This is a genomic window from Hafnia sp. CBA7124 (assembly GCF_002355555.1).
Classification (GTDB): Bacteria; Pseudomonadota; Gammaproteobacteria; order Enterobacterales; family Enterobacteriaceae; genus Hafnia; species Hafnia alvei.
In genome coordinates, this window is record NZ_AP017469.1 from 4211438 (window position 1) to 4232721 (window position 21284).

At 49.6% G+C, this 21284-nt stretch carries 18 protein-coding genes; 12 read left to right on the forward strand and 6 right to left on the reverse strand.

The features are described from left to right. Positions 1-28: 28 nt before the first annotated feature. Positions 29-595, reverse strand: a complete 567-nt coding sequence (gene nudE, locus CPY98_RS19155) for an ADP compounds hydrolase NudE (RefSeq protein WP_025799300.1) — start codon at positions 593-595, stop codon at positions 29-31. A gap of 449 nt (positions 596-1044) precedes the next feature. Between nudE and CPY98_RS19160 the strand changes: the two genes are divergently transcribed. From CPY98_RS19160 to pckA, 5 genes are all read left to right on the forward strand, one after another. Beyond that, positions 1045-3159, forward strand: coding sequence for an IgaA/UmoB family intracellular growth attenuator (locus CPY98_RS19160; protein ID WP_025799301.1), 2115 nt, complete (start codon positions 1045-1047; stop codon positions 3157-3159). A 94-nt stretch (positions 3160-3253) separates the two neighbouring features. Then, complete coding sequence (yrfG, locus tag CPY98_RS19165; protein WP_025799303.1) at positions 3254-3946, forward strand: GMP/IMP nucleotidase; 693 nt, start codon at positions 3254-3256, stop codon at positions 3944-3946. A 58-nt stretch (positions 3947-4004) separates the two neighbouring features. Continuing rightward, positions 4005-4421 carry a ribosome-associated heat shock protein Hsp15 gene (hslR, locus tag CPY98_RS19170; protein WP_040047008.1) on the forward strand — a complete coding sequence of 139 codons (417 nt, stop codon included), beginning with the start codon at positions 4005-4007 and terminating at the stop codon, positions 4419-4421. A gap of 49 nt (positions 4422-4470) precedes the next feature. Next, positions 4471-5352 carry an Hsp33 family molecular chaperone HslO gene (gene hslO / locus CPY98_RS19175; protein ID WP_040047009.1) on the forward strand — a complete coding sequence of 294 codons (882 nt, stop codon included), beginning with the start codon at positions 4471-4473 and terminating at the stop codon, positions 5350-5352. A 231-nt stretch (positions 5353-5583) separates the two neighbouring features. Next, positions 5584-7203 (forward strand): phosphoenolpyruvate carboxykinase (ATP), encoded by a 1620-nt coding sequence (gene pckA / locus CPY98_RS19180; protein ID WP_046448824.1) that lies wholly within the window; start codon positions 5584-5586, stop codon positions 7201-7203. Between the two features lie 96 nt (positions 7204-7299). Here pckA and envZ read toward each other — a convergent pair whose 3' ends face one another. Both envZ and ompR read right to left on the reverse strand, forming a co-directional pair. Then, the gene (envZ, locus tag CPY98_RS19185) at positions 7300-8688 is read right to left on the reverse strand and encodes a two-component system sensor histidine kinase EnvZ (protein ID WP_096388611.1); all 1389 of its coding nucleotides are present in this window, start codon (positions 8686-8688) and stop codon (positions 7300-7302) included. Continuing rightward, positions 8685-9404, reverse strand: coding sequence for a two-component system response regulator OmpR (gene ompR / locus CPY98_RS19190; protein WP_004091002.1), 720 nt, complete (start codon positions 9402-9404; stop codon positions 8685-8687). The genes envZ and ompR overlap by 4 nt, the downstream gene beginning before the upstream one ends. A 356-nt stretch (positions 9405-9760) precedes the next feature. Here ompR and greB point away from each other — a divergent pair, with 356 nt between their 5' ends. The 5 genes from greB to CPY98_RS19215 all read left to right on the forward strand — a co-directional run bounded on the left by greB (position 9761) and on the right by CPY98_RS19215 (position 16372). Next, positions 9761-10237, forward strand: coding sequence for a transcription elongation factor GreB (gene greB, locus CPY98_RS19195; RefSeq protein ID WP_025799313.1), 477 nt, complete (start codon positions 9761-9763; stop codon positions 10235-10237). A 104-nt stretch (positions 10238-10341) separates the two neighbouring features. Next, a complete protein-coding gene (locus CPY98_RS19200; RefSeq protein ID WP_046448826.1) occupies positions 10342-12678 on the forward strand; it encodes a Tex family protein in 2337 nt (778 codons plus the stop codon). Between the two features lie 691 nt (positions 12679-13369). Next, on the forward strand, positions 13370-13654 hold the full coding sequence (feoA, locus tag CPY98_RS19205) for a ferrous iron transporter A (protein WP_025799318.1): 285 nt from the start codon (positions 13370-13372) through the stop codon (positions 13652-13654). A 114-nt stretch (positions 13655-13768) separates the two neighbouring features. Then, positions 13769-16087, forward strand: a complete 2319-nt coding sequence (gene feoB, locus CPY98_RS19210; protein ID WP_096388612.1) for a Fe(2+) transporter permease subunit FeoB — start codon at positions 13769-13771, stop codon at positions 16085-16087. A gap of 36 nt (positions 16088-16123) precedes the next feature. Beyond that, entirely contained in the window at positions 16124-16372 is a 249-nt protein-coding gene (locus CPY98_RS19215; protein WP_043489442.1) for a FeoC-like transcriptional regulator, read from the forward strand. Positions 16373-16948: 576 nt separating this feature from the next. On the opposite strand, the gene bioH is transcribed toward CPY98_RS19215, so the two are convergent. Then, on the reverse strand, positions 16949-17722 hold the full coding sequence (gene bioH, locus CPY98_RS19225) for a pimeloyl-ACP methyl ester esterase BioH (protein ID WP_096388613.1): 774 nt from the start codon (positions 17720-17722) through the stop codon (positions 16949-16951). A 43-nt stretch (positions 17723-17765) separates the two neighbouring features. Here bioH and gntX point away from each other — a divergent pair, with 43 nt between their 5' ends. Further along, positions 17766-18449, forward strand: a complete 684-nt coding sequence (gntX, locus tag CPY98_RS19230) for a DNA utilization protein GntX (protein WP_096388614.1) — start codon at positions 17766-17768, stop codon at positions 18447-18449. A 58-nt stretch (positions 18450-18507) separates the two neighbouring features. Continuing rightward, positions 18508-19083 (forward strand): Fe-S biogenesis protein NfuA, encoded by a 576-nt coding sequence (gene nfuA, locus CPY98_RS19235; protein WP_025799326.1) that lies wholly within the window; start codon positions 18508-18510, stop codon positions 19081-19083. A 71-nt stretch (positions 19084-19154) separates the two neighbouring features. Here nfuA and ulaR read toward each other — a convergent pair whose 3' ends face one another. Both ulaR and ulaG read right to left on the reverse strand, forming a co-directional pair. Continuing rightward, positions 19155-19910, reverse strand: a complete 756-nt coding sequence (gene ulaR, locus CPY98_RS19240; RefSeq protein ID WP_025799328.1) for an HTH-type transcriptional regulator UlaR — start codon at positions 19908-19910, stop codon at positions 19155-19157. Positions 19911-20034: 124 nt separating this feature from the next. Beyond that, positions 20035-21099, reverse strand: coding sequence for an L-ascorbate 6-phosphate lactonase (gene ulaG / locus CPY98_RS19245; RefSeq protein ID WP_096388615.1), 1065 nt, complete (start codon positions 21097-21099; stop codon positions 20035-20037). Positions 21100-21284 lie beyond the last annotated feature (185 nt).

A 21284-nucleotide genomic window follows, 5' to 3' on the forward strand; every position in this document is an offset into this window, starting at 1 on the left:
CCTTTTTTATATTCAGCGTTTGCATTAATCAGCTAACGTTAACGGCTCGTGCAGCCAAAAGCTCTCGCACTAAGAACAATGCACTTACGCTGCGAGCTTCGCGGAAATCAGGATCGTCAAGCAGCTCCATCATGCGCGCTATCGGCCAGCGTACAACCGGCATCTGTTCGGGCTCATCCCCTTCCAAACGCTCAGGGAAGAGGTCTTCCGCTAAAACAATATTCATCCGGCTGGAAAAATAGGAGGGTGCCATCGTCAGTTTATGCAAAAAAGTAAACTGCTCGGCACCAAAACCCGCCTCTTCCATTAACTCTCGGTTTGCCGCCTGAAAAATGTCTTCTCCAGGATCAATCAGTCCTTTAGGAAAACCAAGCTCATAGCTCTCAATCCCGACAGCATATTCACGGATCAGCAGCAGATCGTCGCCGAGAATCGGCACAATCATCACTGCTTCGCGTTCTGAGGGACGCATACGCTCATACACACGGCGCACACCATTGCTAAACTCTAAGTCCACCGACTCCACATTAAACAGGCGTGAGCGTGCAATGGTTTCCACGCTGAGAATTTTTGGCTTTTGTGGGAGTTTTTCCATGATGGCCCCGAATTAATGGTTTCCCGTCGATTATCGTAATACTGAAATATCCAAATCATGGGAATGGCGACTGACAGGCGACATATTTTGATTCGATATTTTCGTTTATAGATGCAGATCACAGTATTTAGTTACTCTGCATTGTGCGCAGAAGGTGTGAGATTCGCAACAATTGTTGAGTATATTTTGCGGTCTTGTTTCCAGCCAGCCTGAGCCAAAAAATTCCACTCAATATGCCGCTATTACTTGCCACACATGAGAAAAATCGGATAATGCCGATATAATCAGCAGACTCCGGCTGCTAACCTTTTTACTTGAATATGCGACAATCTTTGCAAAACTATAAATAAAATCATTTCATAACATATATTTATATTCGCTTTATAATTCATCCGTATAATGTCCTTTTGGACAAGGTGGAAAGGTGATGATTACCAAACGGGGTCGGCATGAGCGCACCAGTTATCGCATCAATCCTACTGATCCTTTGCCTGCTGATTGCCGGATGTGCCTATTGGTCTAAGATGAAAAAATCTGCCTTATTAACAACATCTTTCCCATTTCTTAAAACTAAACTGCGCAAACTGCAAAAAGATGAACTTCAGGCCATTGAGCAATATCTCAATAAGCTAGAGTCTCCTTCAGGTTCTTCTCATGCACCCATGCCCGTAGCTCAACATCGCCTGATGCCTCAGGGGGATCGCGTTTACCCGCTTGTCCACGCGATAACCCGCTACGAACTCACTACCGACGATCCCAATAAAAGACGCTATTACCTTGATAATATTGAGGTTCACCTGCCTGTTTTTTGGGAACAATATATCGCCGACGATAACCAGCTTGAGGTGATCAAAACTCATAGCATTCCTTTGGTTATCTCCATCAACGGTCACTCGTTGGTTGACGCTGCACAAGAGGATTTACTTCCTCCTCCCGATAGCACCAGCAGCGCTTCAATTCGTCAGACCGAAAGTGAAAAAGTCGAGCTGCAAGGCGTTCGCAAAGAAACCCAGTTGGAGTATCAGCTCAGCCAGCAAGGCGGCATCCGCGAATCTATCGTGATCGTGGTGGCATTACTGATGTTGTATGCCAGCCTAATGAGTCCTAATGCTTTAATGCCGTGGCTGCTGACCGTCGCTACGGGGCTGATTGCATGGGGTATTTGGCGCTTGTACAGTCGCCCTTCTGAACGCGACCTGAAAGAAATCCACTGCATCCGCGGGATCCCCAAGCGCTGGGGGTTATTTGGCGAGTCTAACGTTGGGCAAATCAACAACGTCTCGTTAGGCACCTTAGATCTCATCTACCCAGCACATTGGCAGAACTATATTCAAAAAGATCTCGGGCATAAAACCGATATCGAGATGTATCTCAGTCGACACGTGGTGCGTCAGGGCCGCTTCCTCTCGCTGCACGATGAGGTAAAAAACTTTCCCCTGCAGCGCTGGGGACGCAATATCGTGCTGCTAGGCGGAGCGCTTCTTACGCTCACGTTGCTGCTCACAACTCAGCCTCTCAGCATCCCGTTCAAACTCAGCTCGGCATGGCTACATGGAACACACAGTGTTGATGTGAATAGCGTGAAATCGCTGGCTGCGCTGCCGCTGCACGTTGGGGATACTTTAAACATTCAAGGTACCGGCATGTGCCGTGTTCCTGCTTCTTATCAAGACGGCGTACGTTATCCCTTTATGCCTTTCGATTGCTCGGCGATTTATTGGAGCAATGCGACCCCGATGTCTGCACCCGCGTCTGATATCGTTGATAACGCAGCGGCATTGCTTGCAACGGTGAACCGCCAGTTGAACGCGAACAATGAAGACCAGAAAGTTAACCCTGGACTGGCTAGCGCCATTCAAAAATCCGGCATGATCTTGCTGGATGACTTTGCCGACATTGTTCTGCGTACCGAAGATCTCTGTGCGCAGCAGTCAGAATGCACAAGGCTAAAAAATTCGCTGGTGAATCTTGGCAACAGCAAGTCATGGAACGCTCTGCTGAAAAAGGCGCAAAACGGAGGGTTGGACGGTGTGAACGTGCTGCTACGTCCAGCAAGTGCCCAGCTATTATCAAACATCGTCAATAGCGCCGTCTCTTCGTTCTATTATCGCGAAACACATCAGGCCGCACAGTCACTCACCGCAACGCCGCCGGGCGGATTTTTGATTATCAGCGATGAAGGTAAGCAGTTGGTTAATCATCCACAGCCTGCCATCTCACTCTACGATTACACGGCTATCGATCAGTGGCGTGAGCTGGAATCACTCTCACAACAGCTGCTGATGACACCATTTAAAGCCAGCGGCGTGATCACGGAGCTCAGCACCGATGCCAACGGTACTCGGCATATTATGTTGCACAGCGAACCCGATGGTCTAACGCTGTGGCGATACATCTTAACCTGCGCGCTGCTGCTCGCAGTGACACTGATTATTATCGTTAACGCACTGATGTTTATGTTCAGAATACAAAAATCGATGAATCGTATTCCTGAAATACAGCGCTACTACGACCAGTGCATTAACCACAGCATCATGCCTTTTGATACCGCTCCGCGACGTTAATTTCATCGGCTGGCATGACAAGCCAATAGAGTAAAAATATAATTCCTTAAGGCCAGCATCCGCTGGCCTTTTCGCCTATCTAGCAGGAGCCTGTATGTCCCCTACCCTGAACCATCAGCCTAATTTTAATTGGCAAGAAATCGAAACCGTATTGCTAGATATGGATGGAACATTGCTCGATCTGGAGTTTGACAGCTATTTTTGGCTTAATCTGGTGCCGCAGACCCTGAGCGAGCGCCGCGGCATTACGCTCGATGAAGCCAAAAAACTCATCCGCCATGAATATAATGCGGTGCAACATACGCTTAATTGGTACTGCTTTGACTATTGGAGCGATCGTCTAGACTTAGATATCTATCAAATGACCTCCGAAGTCGGCGCTCGTGCGCGTTTACGCCAAGATACCCAACCGTTTTTAGAAGCACTTCGTGCCAGCGGCAGAAAAACTATTTTGCTGACTAACGCCCATCCACACGGGCTTGCGGTAAAGTTGCAGCACACCGGACTCGATCAGCATCTTGATTTATTATTTTCCACCCACACATTTGGTTATCCGAAGGAAGATCAGCGACTGTGGCAGGCGGTACAAAAACGTACTGGATTTAATCCTGCAACTACGCTGTTTGTCGATGATGCCGAACCCATTCTGGATGCAGCCCAAAGCTATGGTATTCGCTACTGCCTTGGTGTTCGCAACCCGGACTCAAGCATGGCCGAGAAGCAATTCTCACGCCATCCGTCCATGAATGATTACCGCACATTATTGCCAGCCTTTCAGCCACAGTAGCTCGCTACGGCAGCAAAAGCTCGGCACCTTGGGCGAACTCATACAGGTAGGAGCCGACATGAAAGGTAAGAACGAACAGGAAGACAGCGCCATTCGTTTGGATAAATGGCTCTGGGCCGCACGGTTCTATAAAACCCGCGCCATTGCCCGCGACATGGTCGACGGCGGTAAAGTCCATTACAACGGACAGCGCGGCAAGCCTAGTAAAGCCGTGGAGATTGGCGCTGAAATCAAGCTACGCCAAGGCAATGACGACCGAACCGTTATCGTCACCGCGCTCACGGCACAGCGACGCGGCGCCGCAGATGCTCAGCAGCTTTATGAAGAAACTGCGGCCAGCATTGAAAACCGCGAAAAGGTTGCACTCGCACGCAAGATGAATGCGCTAACCATGCCGCATCCCGATCGCCGTCCTGACAAAAAAGAGCGTCGCACGTTGCTGAAATTTAAAAGCGAACAAGCTTCAAACGAATAAATTTAAAAACGGCTAGCTGGATAAACCGGCAGTCCTAAGAGAGAAAACCATGTCTAATCACGACCAATTACATCGCTATCTGTTTGAAAATATGGCCGTTCGCGGCGAGCTGGTCACCGCCAGCCACACTTTCCAGCAGATGCTCGAAAACCACAGCTATCCGGCACCGGTACAAACGCTGCTGGGCGAACTGTTGGTTGCCACTAGCCTTCTAACCGCTACGCTGAAATTTGACGGTGACATCACCGTTCAGCTTCAGGGCGATGGCCCATTGAAAATGGCCGTCATCAACGGTAACAACCAGCAGGAAATGCGCGGCGTTGCACGTTTGCAGGGCGATATTGCCGAAGGCAGTAGCATGCGTGAAATGTTAGGTAATGCGGTGATGGTTATCACCATCACACCAAGCGAAGGCGAACGTTATCAAGGCGTCGTAGGTCTGGAAGGTGAAACGCTGGCTGAATGTTTAGAAGCCTATTTCATGCAGTCCGAACAGTTGCCAACCCGTTTGTTCATCCGTACCGGTGAGCATGATGGCAATGCATGTGCAGCCGGTATGCTGTTGCAAATCATGCCTGCACAGCCTAACAACGTGGAAGATTTGTCGCATCTGGCTCAGCTGACCGCAACGGTAAAATCCGAAGAGCTGTTCGGTCTTCCGGCGAACGAAGTGCTTTATCGTCTTTATCATCAGGAAGAAGTCACCCTGTATGAGCCACAAGACGTCACTTTCCGCTGCACCTGTTCACGTGAGCGCAGCGCCAGCGCACTGCTGACCGTTCCGGTGGAAGAGCTGAACCACATGTTAGAAGAAGATGGCAACATCGATATGCACTGTGATTACTGCGGTAACCACTATGTATTTGATAAAATTGATATCGAATCATTACTGGCAGGTGGACAAAACCACAACGACGAGTGCGTTCATTAAGCATAAATGTCGTCATGCCGAACACCAAGCCCGCCATTGTGCGGGCTTTTTCATTGATCCTGCTCAGCATATATAGATTATCTACGCGCAAATTCCGTGGCATCCATCTCATAACTGAATGAAAGCCGGATGAAAATTGTTTTTTTTGATGGTTCTCTCGGTTAAACAGGCTCCAATCTTTGACACTAGACCTAGTAAAAAATCTAATCTTACAAGGAAAGGAGTAGTGTCATGCATACGAAAGGCTTAACCCCACAGGATTTAGCAGAATATGGAATTACTGACGCAGCTGAGATCATCTACAACCCTAGCTATGACCTGCTCTTCCAAGAAGAAACCGCTCCAAATCTAGAGGGATATGAACGCGGGACAGTGACAACGCTTGGCGCAGTTGCCGTTGATACTGGGATTTTCACCGGCCGCTCACCGAAAGATAAGTACATTGTGCGCGACGATGTGACTCGCGATACCGTTTGGTGGTCAGACCAAGGGAAAGGTAAAAACGATAACCATCCTCTTTCCGTTGAAATTTGGCAGCATCTGAAGTCACTCGTCACCAAAGAACTTTCAGGTAAACGTTTATTCATTGTCGATGCATTCTGCGGAGCAAACAGCGACACCCGCCTAAGCGTTCGTTTCATTACCGAAGTCGCATGGCAGGCTCATTTCGTTAAAAACATGTTTATCCGCCCTACTGACGAAGAACTGGCGAGCTTCAAGCCCGATTTCATCGTGATGAACGGCGCCAAATGCACCAACCCGCAGTGGAAAGAGCAGGGATTAAACTCTGAGAACTTTGTTGCGTTTAACCTTACTGAACGCATCCAGTTGATCGGCGGTACATGGTACGGCGGCGAGATGAAGAAAGGGATGTTCTCCATCATGAACTACCTGCTGCCGCTGAAAAATATCGCGTCTATGCACTGCTCTGCCAACGTGGGCGAAAAAGGCGACGTGGCGATTTTCTTCGGCCTGTCTGGCACGGGTAAAACAACGCTTTCAACCGATCCAAAGCGCCAGCTCATTGGCGATGATGAGCACGGCTGGGACGATGACGGCGTATTTAACTTCGAAGGTGGCTGCTACGCGAAAACCATCAAGCTGTCTGAAGAGGCAGAACCAGACATCTACCACGCGATTACCCGCGATGCACTACTGGAAAACGTGGTTGTTCTGGAAGATGGTACGGTCGATTTTAACGACGGTTCAAAAACTGAAAACACCCGCGTTTCTTACCCGATTTATCATATTCAGAACATTGTTAAGCCGGTTTCAAAAGCCGGTCACGCGAAGAAAGTTATTTTCTTAACCGCCGATGCATTTGGCGTGCTGCCACCGGTATCTCGCTTAACCGCAGACCAAACTCAGTATCACTTCCTGTCTGGGTTTACCGCCAAACTGGCAGGTACCGAACGCGGCGTAACAGAACCCACGCCAACCTTCTCTGCCTGTTTCGGTGCAGCGTTCCTGTCTCTGCATCCAACCAAATATGCAGAAGTGCTGGTTAAGCGTATGCAGGCCGCGGGCGCTCAGGCCTATCTGGTGAATACCGGGTGGAATGGAACCGGCAAACGTATTTCTATCAAAGATACACGCGCCATTATCGATGCCATCCTGAGCGGCGAGATTGATAACGCTGAAACCTTCACGCTGCCAATTTTCGACTTGGCAGTACCAACGGCGCTGCCGGGTGTAAATCCTGATATTCTGGATCCACGCGATACCTACGCCAGTAAAGAGCAGTGGCAAGAAAAAGCGCAAGATCTGGCGCAGCGTTTTGTCACTAACTTTGATAAATACACCGACACGCCAGCAGGTGCAGCACTGGTAAAAGTCGGCCCTAAGGTTTAATTTCGCAGTACAAAATACAAAAGGAGCCATTTGGCTCCTTTTATTTTTCTAGCTTGTTTATCTCAACTAATTCACATCGGCAAAGACGATGAATCATCAGTGATGAGACTCTTTGTCTTTCTTCTTATGACTTGATTTTGAGTCATGCGATGTAAGAGGATCTGACTCCGGCATCATTAACAATGCGCGGATACGCAGCCCACCGCGTTCGCTGGTGCCGATATCCAAGCTGCCAGAGTGTCCGTCGATAATACGTTGCAGGATCGCCAGACCCAGCCCTGTTCCGCTGGTTGTTCGGGCGCTTTCGCCCCGCACAAAAGGCTGGAAGAGATGCGCTAACTGCTCTGGAGCGATACCAGGGCCGTCATCTTCCACTTGGAACCATGCTCTTTTACCTTCGGTGCCGCTGCTCACTTTGATCCAGCCGTTACCGTAGCGGGTGGCGTTCACCACCATATTGACCGCGGCACGCTTAATCGACAGCGGATGCACATCAACCAGCAGTTCACCCTCGGCAAGATCGGTGTCGATCACCCTTTCATAACCACTTTCCGCGGCCACAACTTCGGCTAATATACCGTTCAGATCGCAAACCTCGGTCTGCATTTCCTGCCCGGTGCGCAGATAGTCAATGAACTGCTCAATGATGGCATTACACTCTTCGGTATCTTTGTTAATCGACTCCGCCAGATAGCCATCTTCGCTGCTCATCATCTCCGTTGCTAACCGAATGCGCGTGAGCGGCGTGCGTAAATCGTGGCTCACGCCCGCCATCAGCAAGGTACGATCGTCGGCAAGCTGCTTAACCCCTGCCGCCATTTGGTTAAATGCCCGCGTCACAGAACGAACTTCAGACGCGCCATATTCACGCAGCGGCGGAGGGATATGCCCTTTCCCCACCTGTATGGCAGCATGTTCGAGTTCCACCAAGGGTCGGTTCTGAATACGAATGAACAGCCATGCGCCACCAATCGCCAGCAGCATAATCGCCAAGGTATATCTGAACAGCGGAGAGAAGTCTCCCTGATGGATTTCCGTCAGCGGAACGCGTACCCAAATATCAGGCGATAACCATGTTTTGAGCCACACCACCGGTGTGTTCTTACTTATTTCAACGCGAACATCGGTTGGGCCGCCCAGCTGCTGCGCCATCTGCTGGCTGAGGAATTGATAGTGCTGCGCCCAGCGCAGGCCACTCTCCTCCGCCGCAGAATTGGTGTACAGAGAAATGCCCAGCTCACGATAAATTTCGCGCCGAAACGCCGGAGGAACCTCCAGCTGTGTACCATCCTCAAGCTGTAGCTTGTCCGTCATCAACATACGGACTTCATACGCCAGCACCTTATTGAATTGCTGTAGGCTGGGCAGAATCGCGAAATTCAGCACCACCAAATAGGTTGTCACCAAACTGACAAACAGTAAGGTGACAATCAGCAACAACGTGCGGGCAAATGAGCTACGCGGCGAGAAGCGCAGTCGCCTCATGCTTTACTGCCGTCCGGCACAAAGACGTAGCCCAAACCCCAAACGGTTTGGATATAGCGAGGATGTGCAGGATCTTCTTCAACCATGCGGCGCAAACGTGAAATTTGCACGTCGATAGAACGTTCCATCGCGCTGTATTCACGGCCACGTGCCAGATTCATTAGCTTATCTCGAGACAGTGGCTCACGCGGATGACTCACTAGCGCTTTTAGTACCGCAAATTCACCGCTGGTTAATGGCATAGGCTCATCTTCACGGAACATCTCGCGCGTACCGAGGTTCAATTTGAATTTGCCGAAGGAGATCACCGCATCTTCTTGAGATGGCGCACCCGGCAATTCATTGGCCTGACGGCGTAACACCGCACGGATACGAGCCAGCAGCTCACGCGGGTTAAACGGCTTAGGAATATAGTCATCGGCGCCAATTTCCAGCCCAACGATACGATCGACCTCTTCACCTTTTGCCGTCACCATAATGATCGGCATTGGGTTGCTTTGGCTGCGCAGACGGCGGCAGATAGACAAACCATCTTCGCCCGGTAGCATTAAATCCAGCACCATCAGGTGGAAAGATTCACGGGTTAGCAAGCGATCCATTTGCTCGGCGTTGGCGACACTGCGCACCTGAAAACCCTGTTCGGTCAGGTAACGCTCTAACAACGCACGTAGGCGCATGTCGTCATCAACAACTAAAATCTTGTAGTTCTCTTGCATGGTGTACTCCCAAAGGCGCCAAAGGCGGTATGCCCGACACGCTGAGCCGATATAATTAAAGCGATCTTTTTAAGGATGCCTATTGTTCAGAAACTGTGGCAATTGAGACAGCAGATAATGGTTTATATTCTAGCCTAAATTGTTACAAAGGTTATTTATCTTATGCTTACGGGCAGTTATTACACTTTTTATCACAAAATTTATCGCAAAATGCGATCAAATTAGCATCGCCAGATGAAGCTTCTCGCCGCGAATTGTAATCTTACGATTCGTGATATAACGTTCCATCCCCGCCTCATACAGGCAGAAATGAATACCTCGACTTCTTTTTCATGTGTTTTACAGGGCAGCAAAGAATGAAAACGCAACTGATTACACGCGGCGGCTACGAAAAGCTCAAGCAGGAGCTAGATTATTTGTGGCGCGAAGAGCGTCCTGAAGTGACAAAGAAAGTGACATGGGCAGCCAGCCTCGGTGACCGCAGCGAAAACGCAGACTATCAATATAACAAAAAGCGCCTACGCGAAATCGACCGTCGAGTCCGCTATCTCACCAAATGCCTTGAGCAACTGCGTATCGTTGATTATTCACCGCAGCAGGATGGAAAGGTCTTCTTCGGTGCATGGGTAGAAGTCGAAAATGATGAAGGCGTTATTAAGCGTTTTCGTATCGTTGGCTACGATGAAATTTTCGGCCAAAAAGACTATATCTCTATCGACTCACCGATGGCGCGCGCGTTGCTAAAAAAAGAGGTTGGCGATGCGGTTACCGTGACCACGCCGGTAGGTGAAGCGGTGTGGTACATCAATGAGATTGACTATCCGAAAGCATAATTCGGCATTATCCGAGCGCTTCGCGGCCCCTTGAACTGGCATGTTTATGCATCAAAAAGTATATACTTGCCCATAATTTTTAAACTTACGGACATACTGATTCTATGAATGATTCATTGAGCCGCATTATTGCGAGTGAACTGCAAGCGCGACCAGAGCAGGTTGATTCAGCCATTCGCCTCTTGGACGAAGGGAACACCGTCCCTTTTATTGCTCGCTACCGTAAAGAAGTTACCGGCGGTTTAGATGATACCCAGCTACGCCAGTTAGAAACCCGCTTAGGGTATCTGCGCGAGTTGGAAGAACGTCGCGCCACCATTCTGAAATCTATCGACGATCAGGGCAAACTGACCGAGCAGCTTGCCGGTGCCATCAACGGCACCATGAGCAAAACCGAGCTGGAAGATTTATATCTTCCCTACAAGCCTAAGCGCCGCACCCGTGGGCAAATCGCGATTGAAGCAGGTCTTGAGCCGCTGGCCGATTCGCTGTGGCAAGACCCGCAGCAAGATCCTGACACGCTGGCCGCCCGCTACGTTGATGCCGATAAAGGCGTTGCCGACACCAAAGCGGCGCTCGATGGTGCTCGCTATATTCTGATGGAGCGTTTCTCTGAGGATGCCGCACTGCTGGCTAAAGTGCGTAACTATCTCTGGAAAAATGCTCATCTGGTGTCCAAAGTGGTCGAAGGCAAAGAGGAAGAAGGGGCGAAATTCCGTGACTACTTCGACCATCACGAGCCAATTGCCAATGTGCCTTCCCACCGCGCACTGGCGATGTTCCGAGGCCGCAACGAGGGAGTATTACAACTCTCCCTGAACGCCGATCCTCAGTTTGAACAAGCCCCACGCGAAAGCTATTGCGAACAAATCATTATCGATCATTTAGGTTTACGCCTAAACAATGCACCGGCTGATGCTTGGCGCAAAGCGGTGGTGAACTGGACTTGGCGTATCAAAGTGTTGCTGCATCTTGAAACTGAGCTGATGGGCACCTTGCGCGAACGTGCCGAAGATGAAGCCATTAACGTTTTCGCCCGCAACATGCACGACCTGCTTATGGCTGCTCCGGCAGGTATGCGAGCAACTATGGGCCTCGATCCTGGTTTACGTACCGGCGTTAAAGTGGCCGTGGTTGACGGCACGGGTAAACTCGTCGCAACAGATACCATTTATCCACACACCGGACAGGCCGCAAAAGCCGCCGCCTCAGTAGCAGCGCTGTGTATCAAACACAACGTGGAACTGGTGGCGATTGGTAATGGCACCGCATCTCGCGAAACTGAGCGCTTCTATTTAGATGTTCAGCGCCAGTTCCCTGAAGTTAAAGGCCAAAAAGTTATCGTCAGCGAAGCGGGCGCATCCGTTTATTCCGCGTCTGAGCTCGCTGCGCAAGAATTCCCAGACTTGGATGTGTCGATCCGCGGAGCGGTATCTATCGCCCGCCGTCTGCAAGATCCACTGGCTGAGCTGGTGAAAATCGATCCGAAATCAATCGGGGTTGGTCAGTATCAGCACGACGTTAGCCAAACCCAGTTGGCACGAAAACTGGATGCCGTTGTAGAAGACTGCGTGAACGCCGTTGGCGTCGATCTCAACACCGCATCGGTTCCATTGTTGGCTCGCGTTGCAGGACTCACACGTTTGATGGCGCAAAATATCGTCGGATGGCGTGACGAAAATGGCCGCTTCAGCAACCGTGAGCAGCTGTTGAAAGTCAGCCGTTTAGGCCCTAAAGCGTTCGAGCAGTGCGCTGGCTTCCTGCGTATTAACCACGGCGATAATCCGCTGGATGCATCAACCGTTCACCCGGAAGCCTACCCTATCGTTGAGCGTATTTTGGCAGCCACACGCCAAAGCCTACAGGAATTGATGGGCAATCCAACGGAGCTACGCGGTCTGAAAGCCAGCGAGTTTACCGACGAGCGTTTTGGTGTGCCAACGGTCACCGATATCATTAAGGAACTGGAAAAACCAGGACGCGATCCGCGCCCTGAGTTCAAAACCGCGACCTTTGCCGACGGCGTTGAAACCATGAACGACCTGCAGCTGGGGATGATTCTGGAAGGCTCGGTCACCAACGTCACCAACTTTGGTGCCTTCGTTGATATCGGCGTCCACCAAGATGGTCTGGTGCATATTTCTTCACTGGCGGATAAGTTTGTCGATGACCCGCATAAAGTCGTGAAAGCTGGCGACATTGTTAAGGTCAAAGTGATGGAAGTCGATCTGCAGCGTAAACGTATTGCATTGACGATGCGTTTAGACGAGCAACCTGGCGAAAGCGGTTCGCGTCGCAGCAGCACAGAACGCACGCCAGATCGTCAACGTCCGGCGAACAATCAGGCTCGCCAAGCGAGAAATGACAAAAAACCTGACAGCGGTAATAACAGCGCAATGGGCGACGCGCTCGCCGCCGCCTTTGGCAAAATGAAGCGTTAACCGCGCAATAAGCCAATCTCCTTTCCCTCGCCAATATCGCGAGGGAAAGTGAGATGCATCACAATTTACAAATCTAAATGAGTATTCATTGCAATTACACACGTAAAGTTCAAATGCATATGTATCTGCATTGAAAATAAATAGTTAATGGATTTATTTTTAAAGCGTAATTTTTAACACCGTTAATATTTCGAAACTCAGTTTTATTAACGCACAAATATTCCCGCCACGCAGTCAAACCGCCGTTATTAATTCTCAAATCGCCGCTTACCCCTACATTTGCTATTGATTCCATCAAATATATTGAATATATGCTTTGTATATCGCCTTAATTCAAACGCATAAATCATGAAAATAAGAACAAATCCTTAACCGTTTTAACCAATGATTCTCATTTGCGATAGCTGAAAAATAGTGCTAAAACGGCATAATAAGGACCGAATCATAGTTGAAACGCCGAGAGCACTGGAAACACACTTCAGTATGAACTCGGCGGTTTTTGCCCTGTGATTATAATAATAATTCTCAATATTATTATTTTACGCATTCTCTGTTGCCAACTTGCATCACCTATCTAGAATGCACGGCGCTATCGCCAAGGATAAAGATAATCCGGTTCTCCTGTCTGACCTATAAACTTCAGACCCGAGTGTTTCCTCGTAGCAAATTACCGAATGTAAGAAGGTTTTTTATGCATCAGCTTCTTCCGGGCCACCAATATAAAATCATTGGCTTCTCGCCTTTAATTAGCCCTGCCTATCGTCAGAAATTACTTTCTCTGGGTTTTTTGCCTGGTTCTCCATTTAGCGTGGTACGTATTGCACCGCTAGGCGATCCCATTGAGGTGAAGTCTCGCCGCGTCAGCCTTGTGCTGCGTAAAAAAGATCTGGAGTTATTGATGATTGAGCCAATCGCTCAGGCAGACGCCAATCAGACTCACGTCGTCACCTCACAGATTACCGCTAGCGGCGCATAAATAAACGACTCACTTTGCTGCTGACCTTTTACCAGCAGCCATTTTTAGGGATGGCGACAGTACGGCCTGTGGTCTTGTCGTCGACGACAAACTCTTCTTATACAATGTTGGATTATGAAACAGCTCACCATCGGGTTAATCGGTAACCCCAACTCGGGAAAAACCACGTTATTCAACCAGCTTACGGGCGCTAGGCAGCGCGTAGGTAACTGGGCTGGCGTCACCGTGGAGCGCAAGGAAGGCCATTTTTCTACCCTAGAAAATCAGGTCAAACTGGTAGATCTACCAGGAACTTACTCCCTGACCACAATTTCTGAGCAAACGTCGCTGGACGAGCAGATTGCTTGTCACTACATCCTGAGCGGCGACGCTGATTTAATCATCAACGTGGTTGATGCATCTAACCTAGAACGCAACCTCTATCTGACTTTGCAGCTGCTTGAGCTGGGTATCCCGTGCATCATTGCACTGAACATGCTGGACATTGCTCGCAGCCAGAAAATTGATATTGATATTGATGCGCTGTCCAAACGCCTTGGTTGCCCGGTCATTCCTTTAGTATCCACGCGCGCCAACGGAATCGCCGAGCTGAAAAAAGCCATTGATTTGCCTCCAACCTGCGCAGTTGAAGCATTGGTTGAATATCCGCCGCTGCTGTTGGGTCAGGTCGATCGCCTGTCTCAGGCCATGCCGGATACGCTTGCCGTTCAGCAACGTCGTTGGCTGGCATTGCAACTGCTCGAAGGAGACATCTATAGCTCCACTCGCGCCAGTAATGCGTTGAAAATCCTGCCAGAAGTTCAGGAAACGCTAAAGCGCACCCTTAACGAAGATCCGGCGCTTATCATTGCTGACTCACGCTATAAAAGCATCACCGATATCTGTGATTCTGTGAGCAACACGGCCACCGCACTGCCGAATATTTTGACGGAAAAACTGGACCGCATCATTCTTAACCGATGGCTGGGAATACCTATTTTTCTGCTGGTGATGTATGTGATGTTCGTTCTGGCGATCAACATCGGTGGCGCACTTCAGCCGCTGTTTGATGTGGGTTCATCAACCATATTTATTCAGGGTTTACAATGGGTTGGATACACCCTGCGCTTCCCGGAATGGCTAACCATTTTCCTTGCTCAAGGGATCGGTGGCGGTATCAACACCGTGCTGCCGCTCGTGCCACAAATCGGCATGATGTACCTGTTCCTCTCCTTCCTTGAGGATTCCGGCTACATGGCGCGTGCCGCCTTCGTGGTCGACCGCATGATGCAGGCGTTGGGCTTGCCGGGTAAATCATTCGTTCCTTTAATCGTTGGCTTTGGCTGCAACGTGCCTTCCGTGATGGGTGCTCGTACTCTGGATGCACCTCGTGAACGCTTAATCACCGTATTGATGGCACCGTTCATGTCCTGCGGCGCACGCTTGGCCATTTTTGCCGTCTTCTCTGCCGCATTCTTTGGTCAGGGCGGCGCACTGGTCGTCTTCTCGCTATATATGCTCGGCATTGTGATGGCGATTCTGACCGGACTGATGCTCAAACACACAATCATGCGTGGCGAAGCCTCACCGTTCGTGATGGAACTGCCGGTTTATCACGTACCACACCTGAAAAGCCTGCTACTGCAAACTTGGCAGCGCCTGAAAGGCTTCGTGATGCGCGCCGGTAAAGTCATCATCATCGTCAGTATTTTCATTGGCGCGCTCAATAGCTTCTCCTTTAGTGGTAAAGCCGTTGATAGCATCAACGACTCAGCGCTGGCTTCAGTGAGTAAAGTGATGACACCGTTGCTGAAACCGATCGGCGTGCATAGCGACAACTGGCAGGCTACCGTTGGTTTAGTGACCGGTGCGATGGCGAAAGAAGTGGTCGTGGGGACGTTGAATACCCTGTATACCGCTGAGCAAATCCATGAAGAGGAGTTTGATCCAGCCGCATACAGCTTGATTGGTGGACTTGAAGGTGCAGTTGGTGAAACTTGGCAGAGCCTGAAAGACACCTTCAGCCTAAGCGTGTTTGCTAACCCAATTGAAGCCAGCAAAGGCGACGGCGAAATGGAATCTGGCTCCATGGGCGTGATGGGCAGCAAATTCGGCAGCGCCAGCGCCGCCTATGCTTATCTGATCTTCGTGCTGCTGTATGTACCTTGCGTATCGGTAATGGGTGCGATTGCGCGTGAAAGCAGCCGTGGCTGGATGACCTTCTCCATTCTGTGGGGACTCAACGTCGCCTACTCACTGGCAGCCGTGTTCTATCAGGTGGCTAATTTCGCCTCTCATCCGCAGTACAGCTCAATCACGATTGCAGCGGTGGTGATATTCAATGCGCTGGTGTTAGTTGCACTACGCCGCTCACGCGACCGTGTGACCGTACGCTTAGTCAATGATCCGGCCAGCGAATGCTGCTGCGATACCGGAAAAGGTAGCTGCCACTAGTGGCAGCTACGCGTCATTGAGCAAAGAGGACGACATATGGCAAGCCTGTTAAAAGTACGCGATACGGTGGCCCTACATGGCCGTATCGAACTCAACCAGCTCTGCCGCGAAGTCAACGGATCGCCAGCCATGGTGCTGGCGATGCTACAACGCTTAGAGCAAATGGGTTGTGTGGAAAAGGTCGATGATATCGACAACGGTTGTGTCAGCGGCAGTTGCAAAGGCTGCCCTGAAACCAGTAAGAACTGTGAGATGGTGGTGTATCAGGCGAAAAATGTTCACTGAATGTCTATGAGCTTGTGGTGTAAGGTTTCGTTCGCCTATTCTTTATGTAATCACGATGTAAGGTTTCGACCGCCTATCAGTAACGGTATTCATATACAAACTAAGTCGAAGGCGTCCGATGAGGGGCGCCAGCGCGCGCCCCTTCAATCCTCGCGCTTTTTATCCGTGACGCCATCTCCGCTCCGGTTTGGTATCGCCCATCCAGGGCGCCCCAAACTCCGCCGGTACATCCCTGTACCGGCGGCTCTTCCTACCAAGACTTAAACTATTAAAAGAAAAATAGAGAAATAAACTAAAAAGATAAGAAGACAAAAATGTCTTTTGCTTTTTTATGTTTAAAGAATGCATTTTAGAGCCGCCAGCAGGGATGCTGGTGGCAGGTTGAGGGCGTAAAGGATGTACGCTCCGAGACCGGTCGGACAAACGGCTCGGTAAAAAACGCGAGAGTCAAGAGGTTGCGCGCTGGCAACCTCTCGTCGGACGCCTACGCCAGCGGTTTCATAGAGCCGTATTTGCTCATGGGCGGACGAAAACCTTCACCACTCTAATAAAGGCACCCGAGATTTTCACCGAAACCTAAATAATTACCTTAACAAACTCTTCCAATACCCCACAAAATTCCCCCGGATGTGACACAAACGGCGCATGCGCTGATTTCTGAATAACAACAGACTCACTATTGGGGCAAGATTCATCGAGCAGCACAGCAACCTTACGCGGCACCAATCCATCCAAATAACCGTAAATACGCAGCAACGGCATTTTCAAACCAGCTATTTGCTCACGTAAATCCACGGAGCGCAGAATATCGAGTCCACCGTTTAATACCTCCACGGAAGGCATCGGCTGAGTTAGTACCACGTCTTTTAAAATACGCGCATCCTGTCGAGCGCTTTCCGTACCTAAGGTTTGCAAGGCTAAAAAACGTTCTACGGTACGTTTAAAATCTTCACTCAGTTGGCGTTGAAACCCGCTTAACACTTCACTTTTTATACCCGGCCACTCGCCTTGAGCGGTGAAACATGGCGACGACGATACGGTCACCAGCGCGGCAACACGTTCTGGGTAACGCAGTGCAATATCACTGGCCACCAAGCCGCCCATGGACCAACCGAGCCAAACCGCATTTTCAGGCGCCTGCTGCACGACAATATCGCTCATTTGCTCTAGCGTTAAAGCACCAAAGCCTTGGCTGCGCCCATAGCCCGGTAAGTCGACGAGATGTACACGAAACTGCGTACTCAATCGCGGCAAAATGCAACGCCATACCTCTGCGTTCAATCCCCATCCGTGCAATAACACAAGATCGCGATCGCCTTCGCCACAGGTATGCCAATAAAGCTTATTCATCAGGTATTGTCCGTCTGTTTAGTATTATCTCAGGAGGAGAAATATGTTTAACCTCAGCGCGCATTGCTGGATTTGCCAGCTCCCGCTCGTCATGCCTACGCAAGGGATCTGTAGCTTTTGTTCCGCGGCCTGCCTGCTAAAACCTCGAGTTTGCCCCTGCTGCGGATTACCCAGCGAGCACACCACGCGAGCCTGTGGCCGCTGCATACAAAAGGCACCTTACTGGCAGCAACTGATATTTGTTAGTGATTATCAGCCCCCGCTCCGCCAGTTAGTGCATCGTCTAAAATATCAGGGCAAATGGCAAATCGCATCGGCACTCTCGCGCCTGATGCTGTTGAGTTATCTGTACGCACGCCGTACTCGGCACCTGCCAAAACCCGATCTTATCACCGTGATCCCTTTGCATCATCAACGCCAATGGCGACGAGGATTCAACCAAAGTGACCGCTTAGCTCGCCCTCTAGCCCAATGGCTAGGGTGCGCCTATTTCCCCGATGTCATTAAACGCACGCGGAAAACCAAACCACAGCAGAGTCTCAATGCGATCCAACGGCGACGTAATTTGCGCAATGCATTCAGCTGCCAACAAAATCTGAGCGGCAAACATGTTTTAGTGGTCGATGACGTGCTTACCACTGGTAGCACGATGGGAGAAGTTAGCCGCCTTCTTCTTGCCCAAGGCGCTAAATCCATACAAGTTGTATGCCTTTGTAGAACCTTGTGAGCACTTTGCAATCGGCGTATTATAACCAACCAGATAAGTCAACTATTGAGCAAATGCCATGATCCGTATTACCGAAGCTGCCCAAGAGCACTTTGCCAAGCTGCTGGCAAACCAAGAAGCAGGCACCCAAATCCGTGTTTTCGTTATCAATCCAGGCACTCCAACCGCTGAATGCGGCGTGTCTTATTGCCCACCGGATGCGGTAGAAGCGAACGATACCAAGCTCGATTTTGAGAAATTATCGGCCTATGTTGACGACGTGAGTGCGCCGTATCTGGAAGACGCGGAAATCGATTTTGTGACCGACCAATTGGGCTCTCAGCTAACGCTGAAAGCGCCAAATGCCAAAATGCGCAAAGTAGATGACGATGCACCGTTGATCGAACGCGTTGAATACGTGCTGCAATCACAGATCAACCCACAGCTGGCTGGCCACGGCGGCAAAGTGACGCTGATGGAAATCACCGAAGAAGGTATTGCGATTCTGCAATTCGGTGGCGGTTGTAACGGTTGTTCTATGGTCGATTACACGCTAAAAGAAGGCATCGAAAAAGAACTGCTGCAGAAATTCCCTGAACTCAAGGGAGTGCGCGATCTCACTGAACACGAGCGCGGCGAGCACTCTTACTACTAATATTAGCCGCTGCTAATAGTAAAGCCCTGCTCTTATTGCTAAGAAGCAGGGCTTTTAAAATCGGGTACGACTTAAACCAAAATCACCTCAACGCCCTGCGCTTTCAATTGCTCAATCACTTTCTCGTCGGCGTCTTTGCCAGTAATCACAATATCAATCTGCTCTGCGCGACTAAACAGCATACCAGCACGCTGGCCCACTTTGCTGCTATCGGCTAATACCACCAATTTTCCCACGTAGTTCAACATCTTCTGCTCGGCCATCGCCGTGAGCATGTCGGTTTTATACAAGCCTTCGGCGGTCAACCCTTTGCCGCTGGTAAACATCCAATGTCCCGCATAAAGAGAAGATTCGCCCTCCTGTGGTGCCAGCGTAATCGCCTGACTGCGGTTATATTGGCCGCCCATAATGACAACGCTATCGTGCTCCTGCTCAATCAAAAAATTGGCCAGCGGCAGGTAGTTAGTGATCACCTGAGTATCTTTACCACAGATTTCACGCCCCAGCGTGAAGGCTGTCGATCCACAATTAATCACGATACTTTCACCTGGCTTAACCAGCTGTGAAGCCGCACGCGCAATGCGAACCTTTTCTTCATGATTCTGTGCCTGATGAATGTTCATCGGCGTCCAAGCCACACGGTTTTGGCTTACGGCTTCTGCGCCGTTGCGAACTTTCTTCAGTTTGCCGCTGTCGCCGAGCTTATTAATGTCACGACGCGCCGTTGCAGGAGAAACCTGAAGGCGATCAATCACCTGCTCAACGGTAACAAACCCCGTTTGTTGCAGCATTTCCAGTAAAGTCTGGTGTCTTTGCGATTCAGTCATGATTAATTCCAGCGCATAAATGATTATTTGGTGATTATATTTGAAAACGATCAAAAATAACACGCTTAAAAACACAAAAGCCGAGCATATAGCCCGGCTTGAGATACCGATATTATACTGATAACTATAAGAATGATTTGAACGGCAAGTCCGGCTCAATGGTGAAACAATCATCAAACCCACGCGGATAATGATACTCAAAATTATCCTTATCCAACGGATAGGTAAACTTGCCTCCTACCTGCCAAATAAACGGCTTAAAGCCATATTTCAGGCGATCTTTCTTCATCTCCCACAGCACACGAATTTCCTGTGGATCGGCTTGGAAGTTTGACCAGATATCATGGTGGAAAGGAATCACCACCTGAGTTTTAAGCGACTCAGCCATACGCAGAATATCAGAGCTGTTCATTTTATCCGTAATACCTCGCGGATTTTCTCCATACGATCCTAACGCCACATCAATTTTATGCTCATTGCCGTGTTTAGCGTAGTAGTTAGAATAATGTGAATCTCCGCTGTGATACAGGTTTCCACCAGATGTTTTAAATAGATAGTTAACAGCACGTTTATCCATGCCATCGGGTAAAACACCGGCTGCTTTTTCATTTGCTGGCAGCGTAATTAACGCTGTACGGTCAAAAGCATCAAGCGCATGGATCTCAACATCTTTGATTTTCACCACATCACCGGGCTTCATGACGATACAGCGTTCACGTGGCACGCCCCAGCCAATCCATAAATCCACACAGGTCTGCGGGCCAATAAACGGCACGCTGCTGTCGCAGTTTTGCATTACCGCAGCGGCAACGTTAACGTCAATGTGGTCATTATGATCGTGAGTAGAAAGCACTGCATCAATCTGGCGAATTGCAAAAGGATCCAGTACAAACGGCGTTGTGCGCAGATTAGGCTGTAGTTTTTTCACCCCAGCCATGCGCTGCATCTGATGACCATCTTTCATCAGCGGGTTACCGTGGCTCTGTTTTCCTGTGCCGCACCAGAAATCGACGCAGATATTGGCACCACCTTCAGATTTCAGCCAAATGCCTGTGCAGCCTAGCCACCACATCGCAAAAGTTCCAGGAGCAACGTTCTCTTGTTCGATTTCTTCGTTTAGCCAAGAACCCCACTCAGGGAATGTGCTCAGGATCCAAGACTCACGGCTGATGCTTTCAATCTTACTCATGGTATGCCCCTCATAATATTCACGTCTGCGATAAGTAAATAGCGTTACCTTCGCGCTAATTAATCAATATAAATCACAAAAAGATTAAATATGATTTGTTGTGAAAAATCTACCACGATTACGTGACTGAGCAAAAGCAAATTTTTTATGATTTAGTTCACATAAAAACCATCACTTAAAACAAT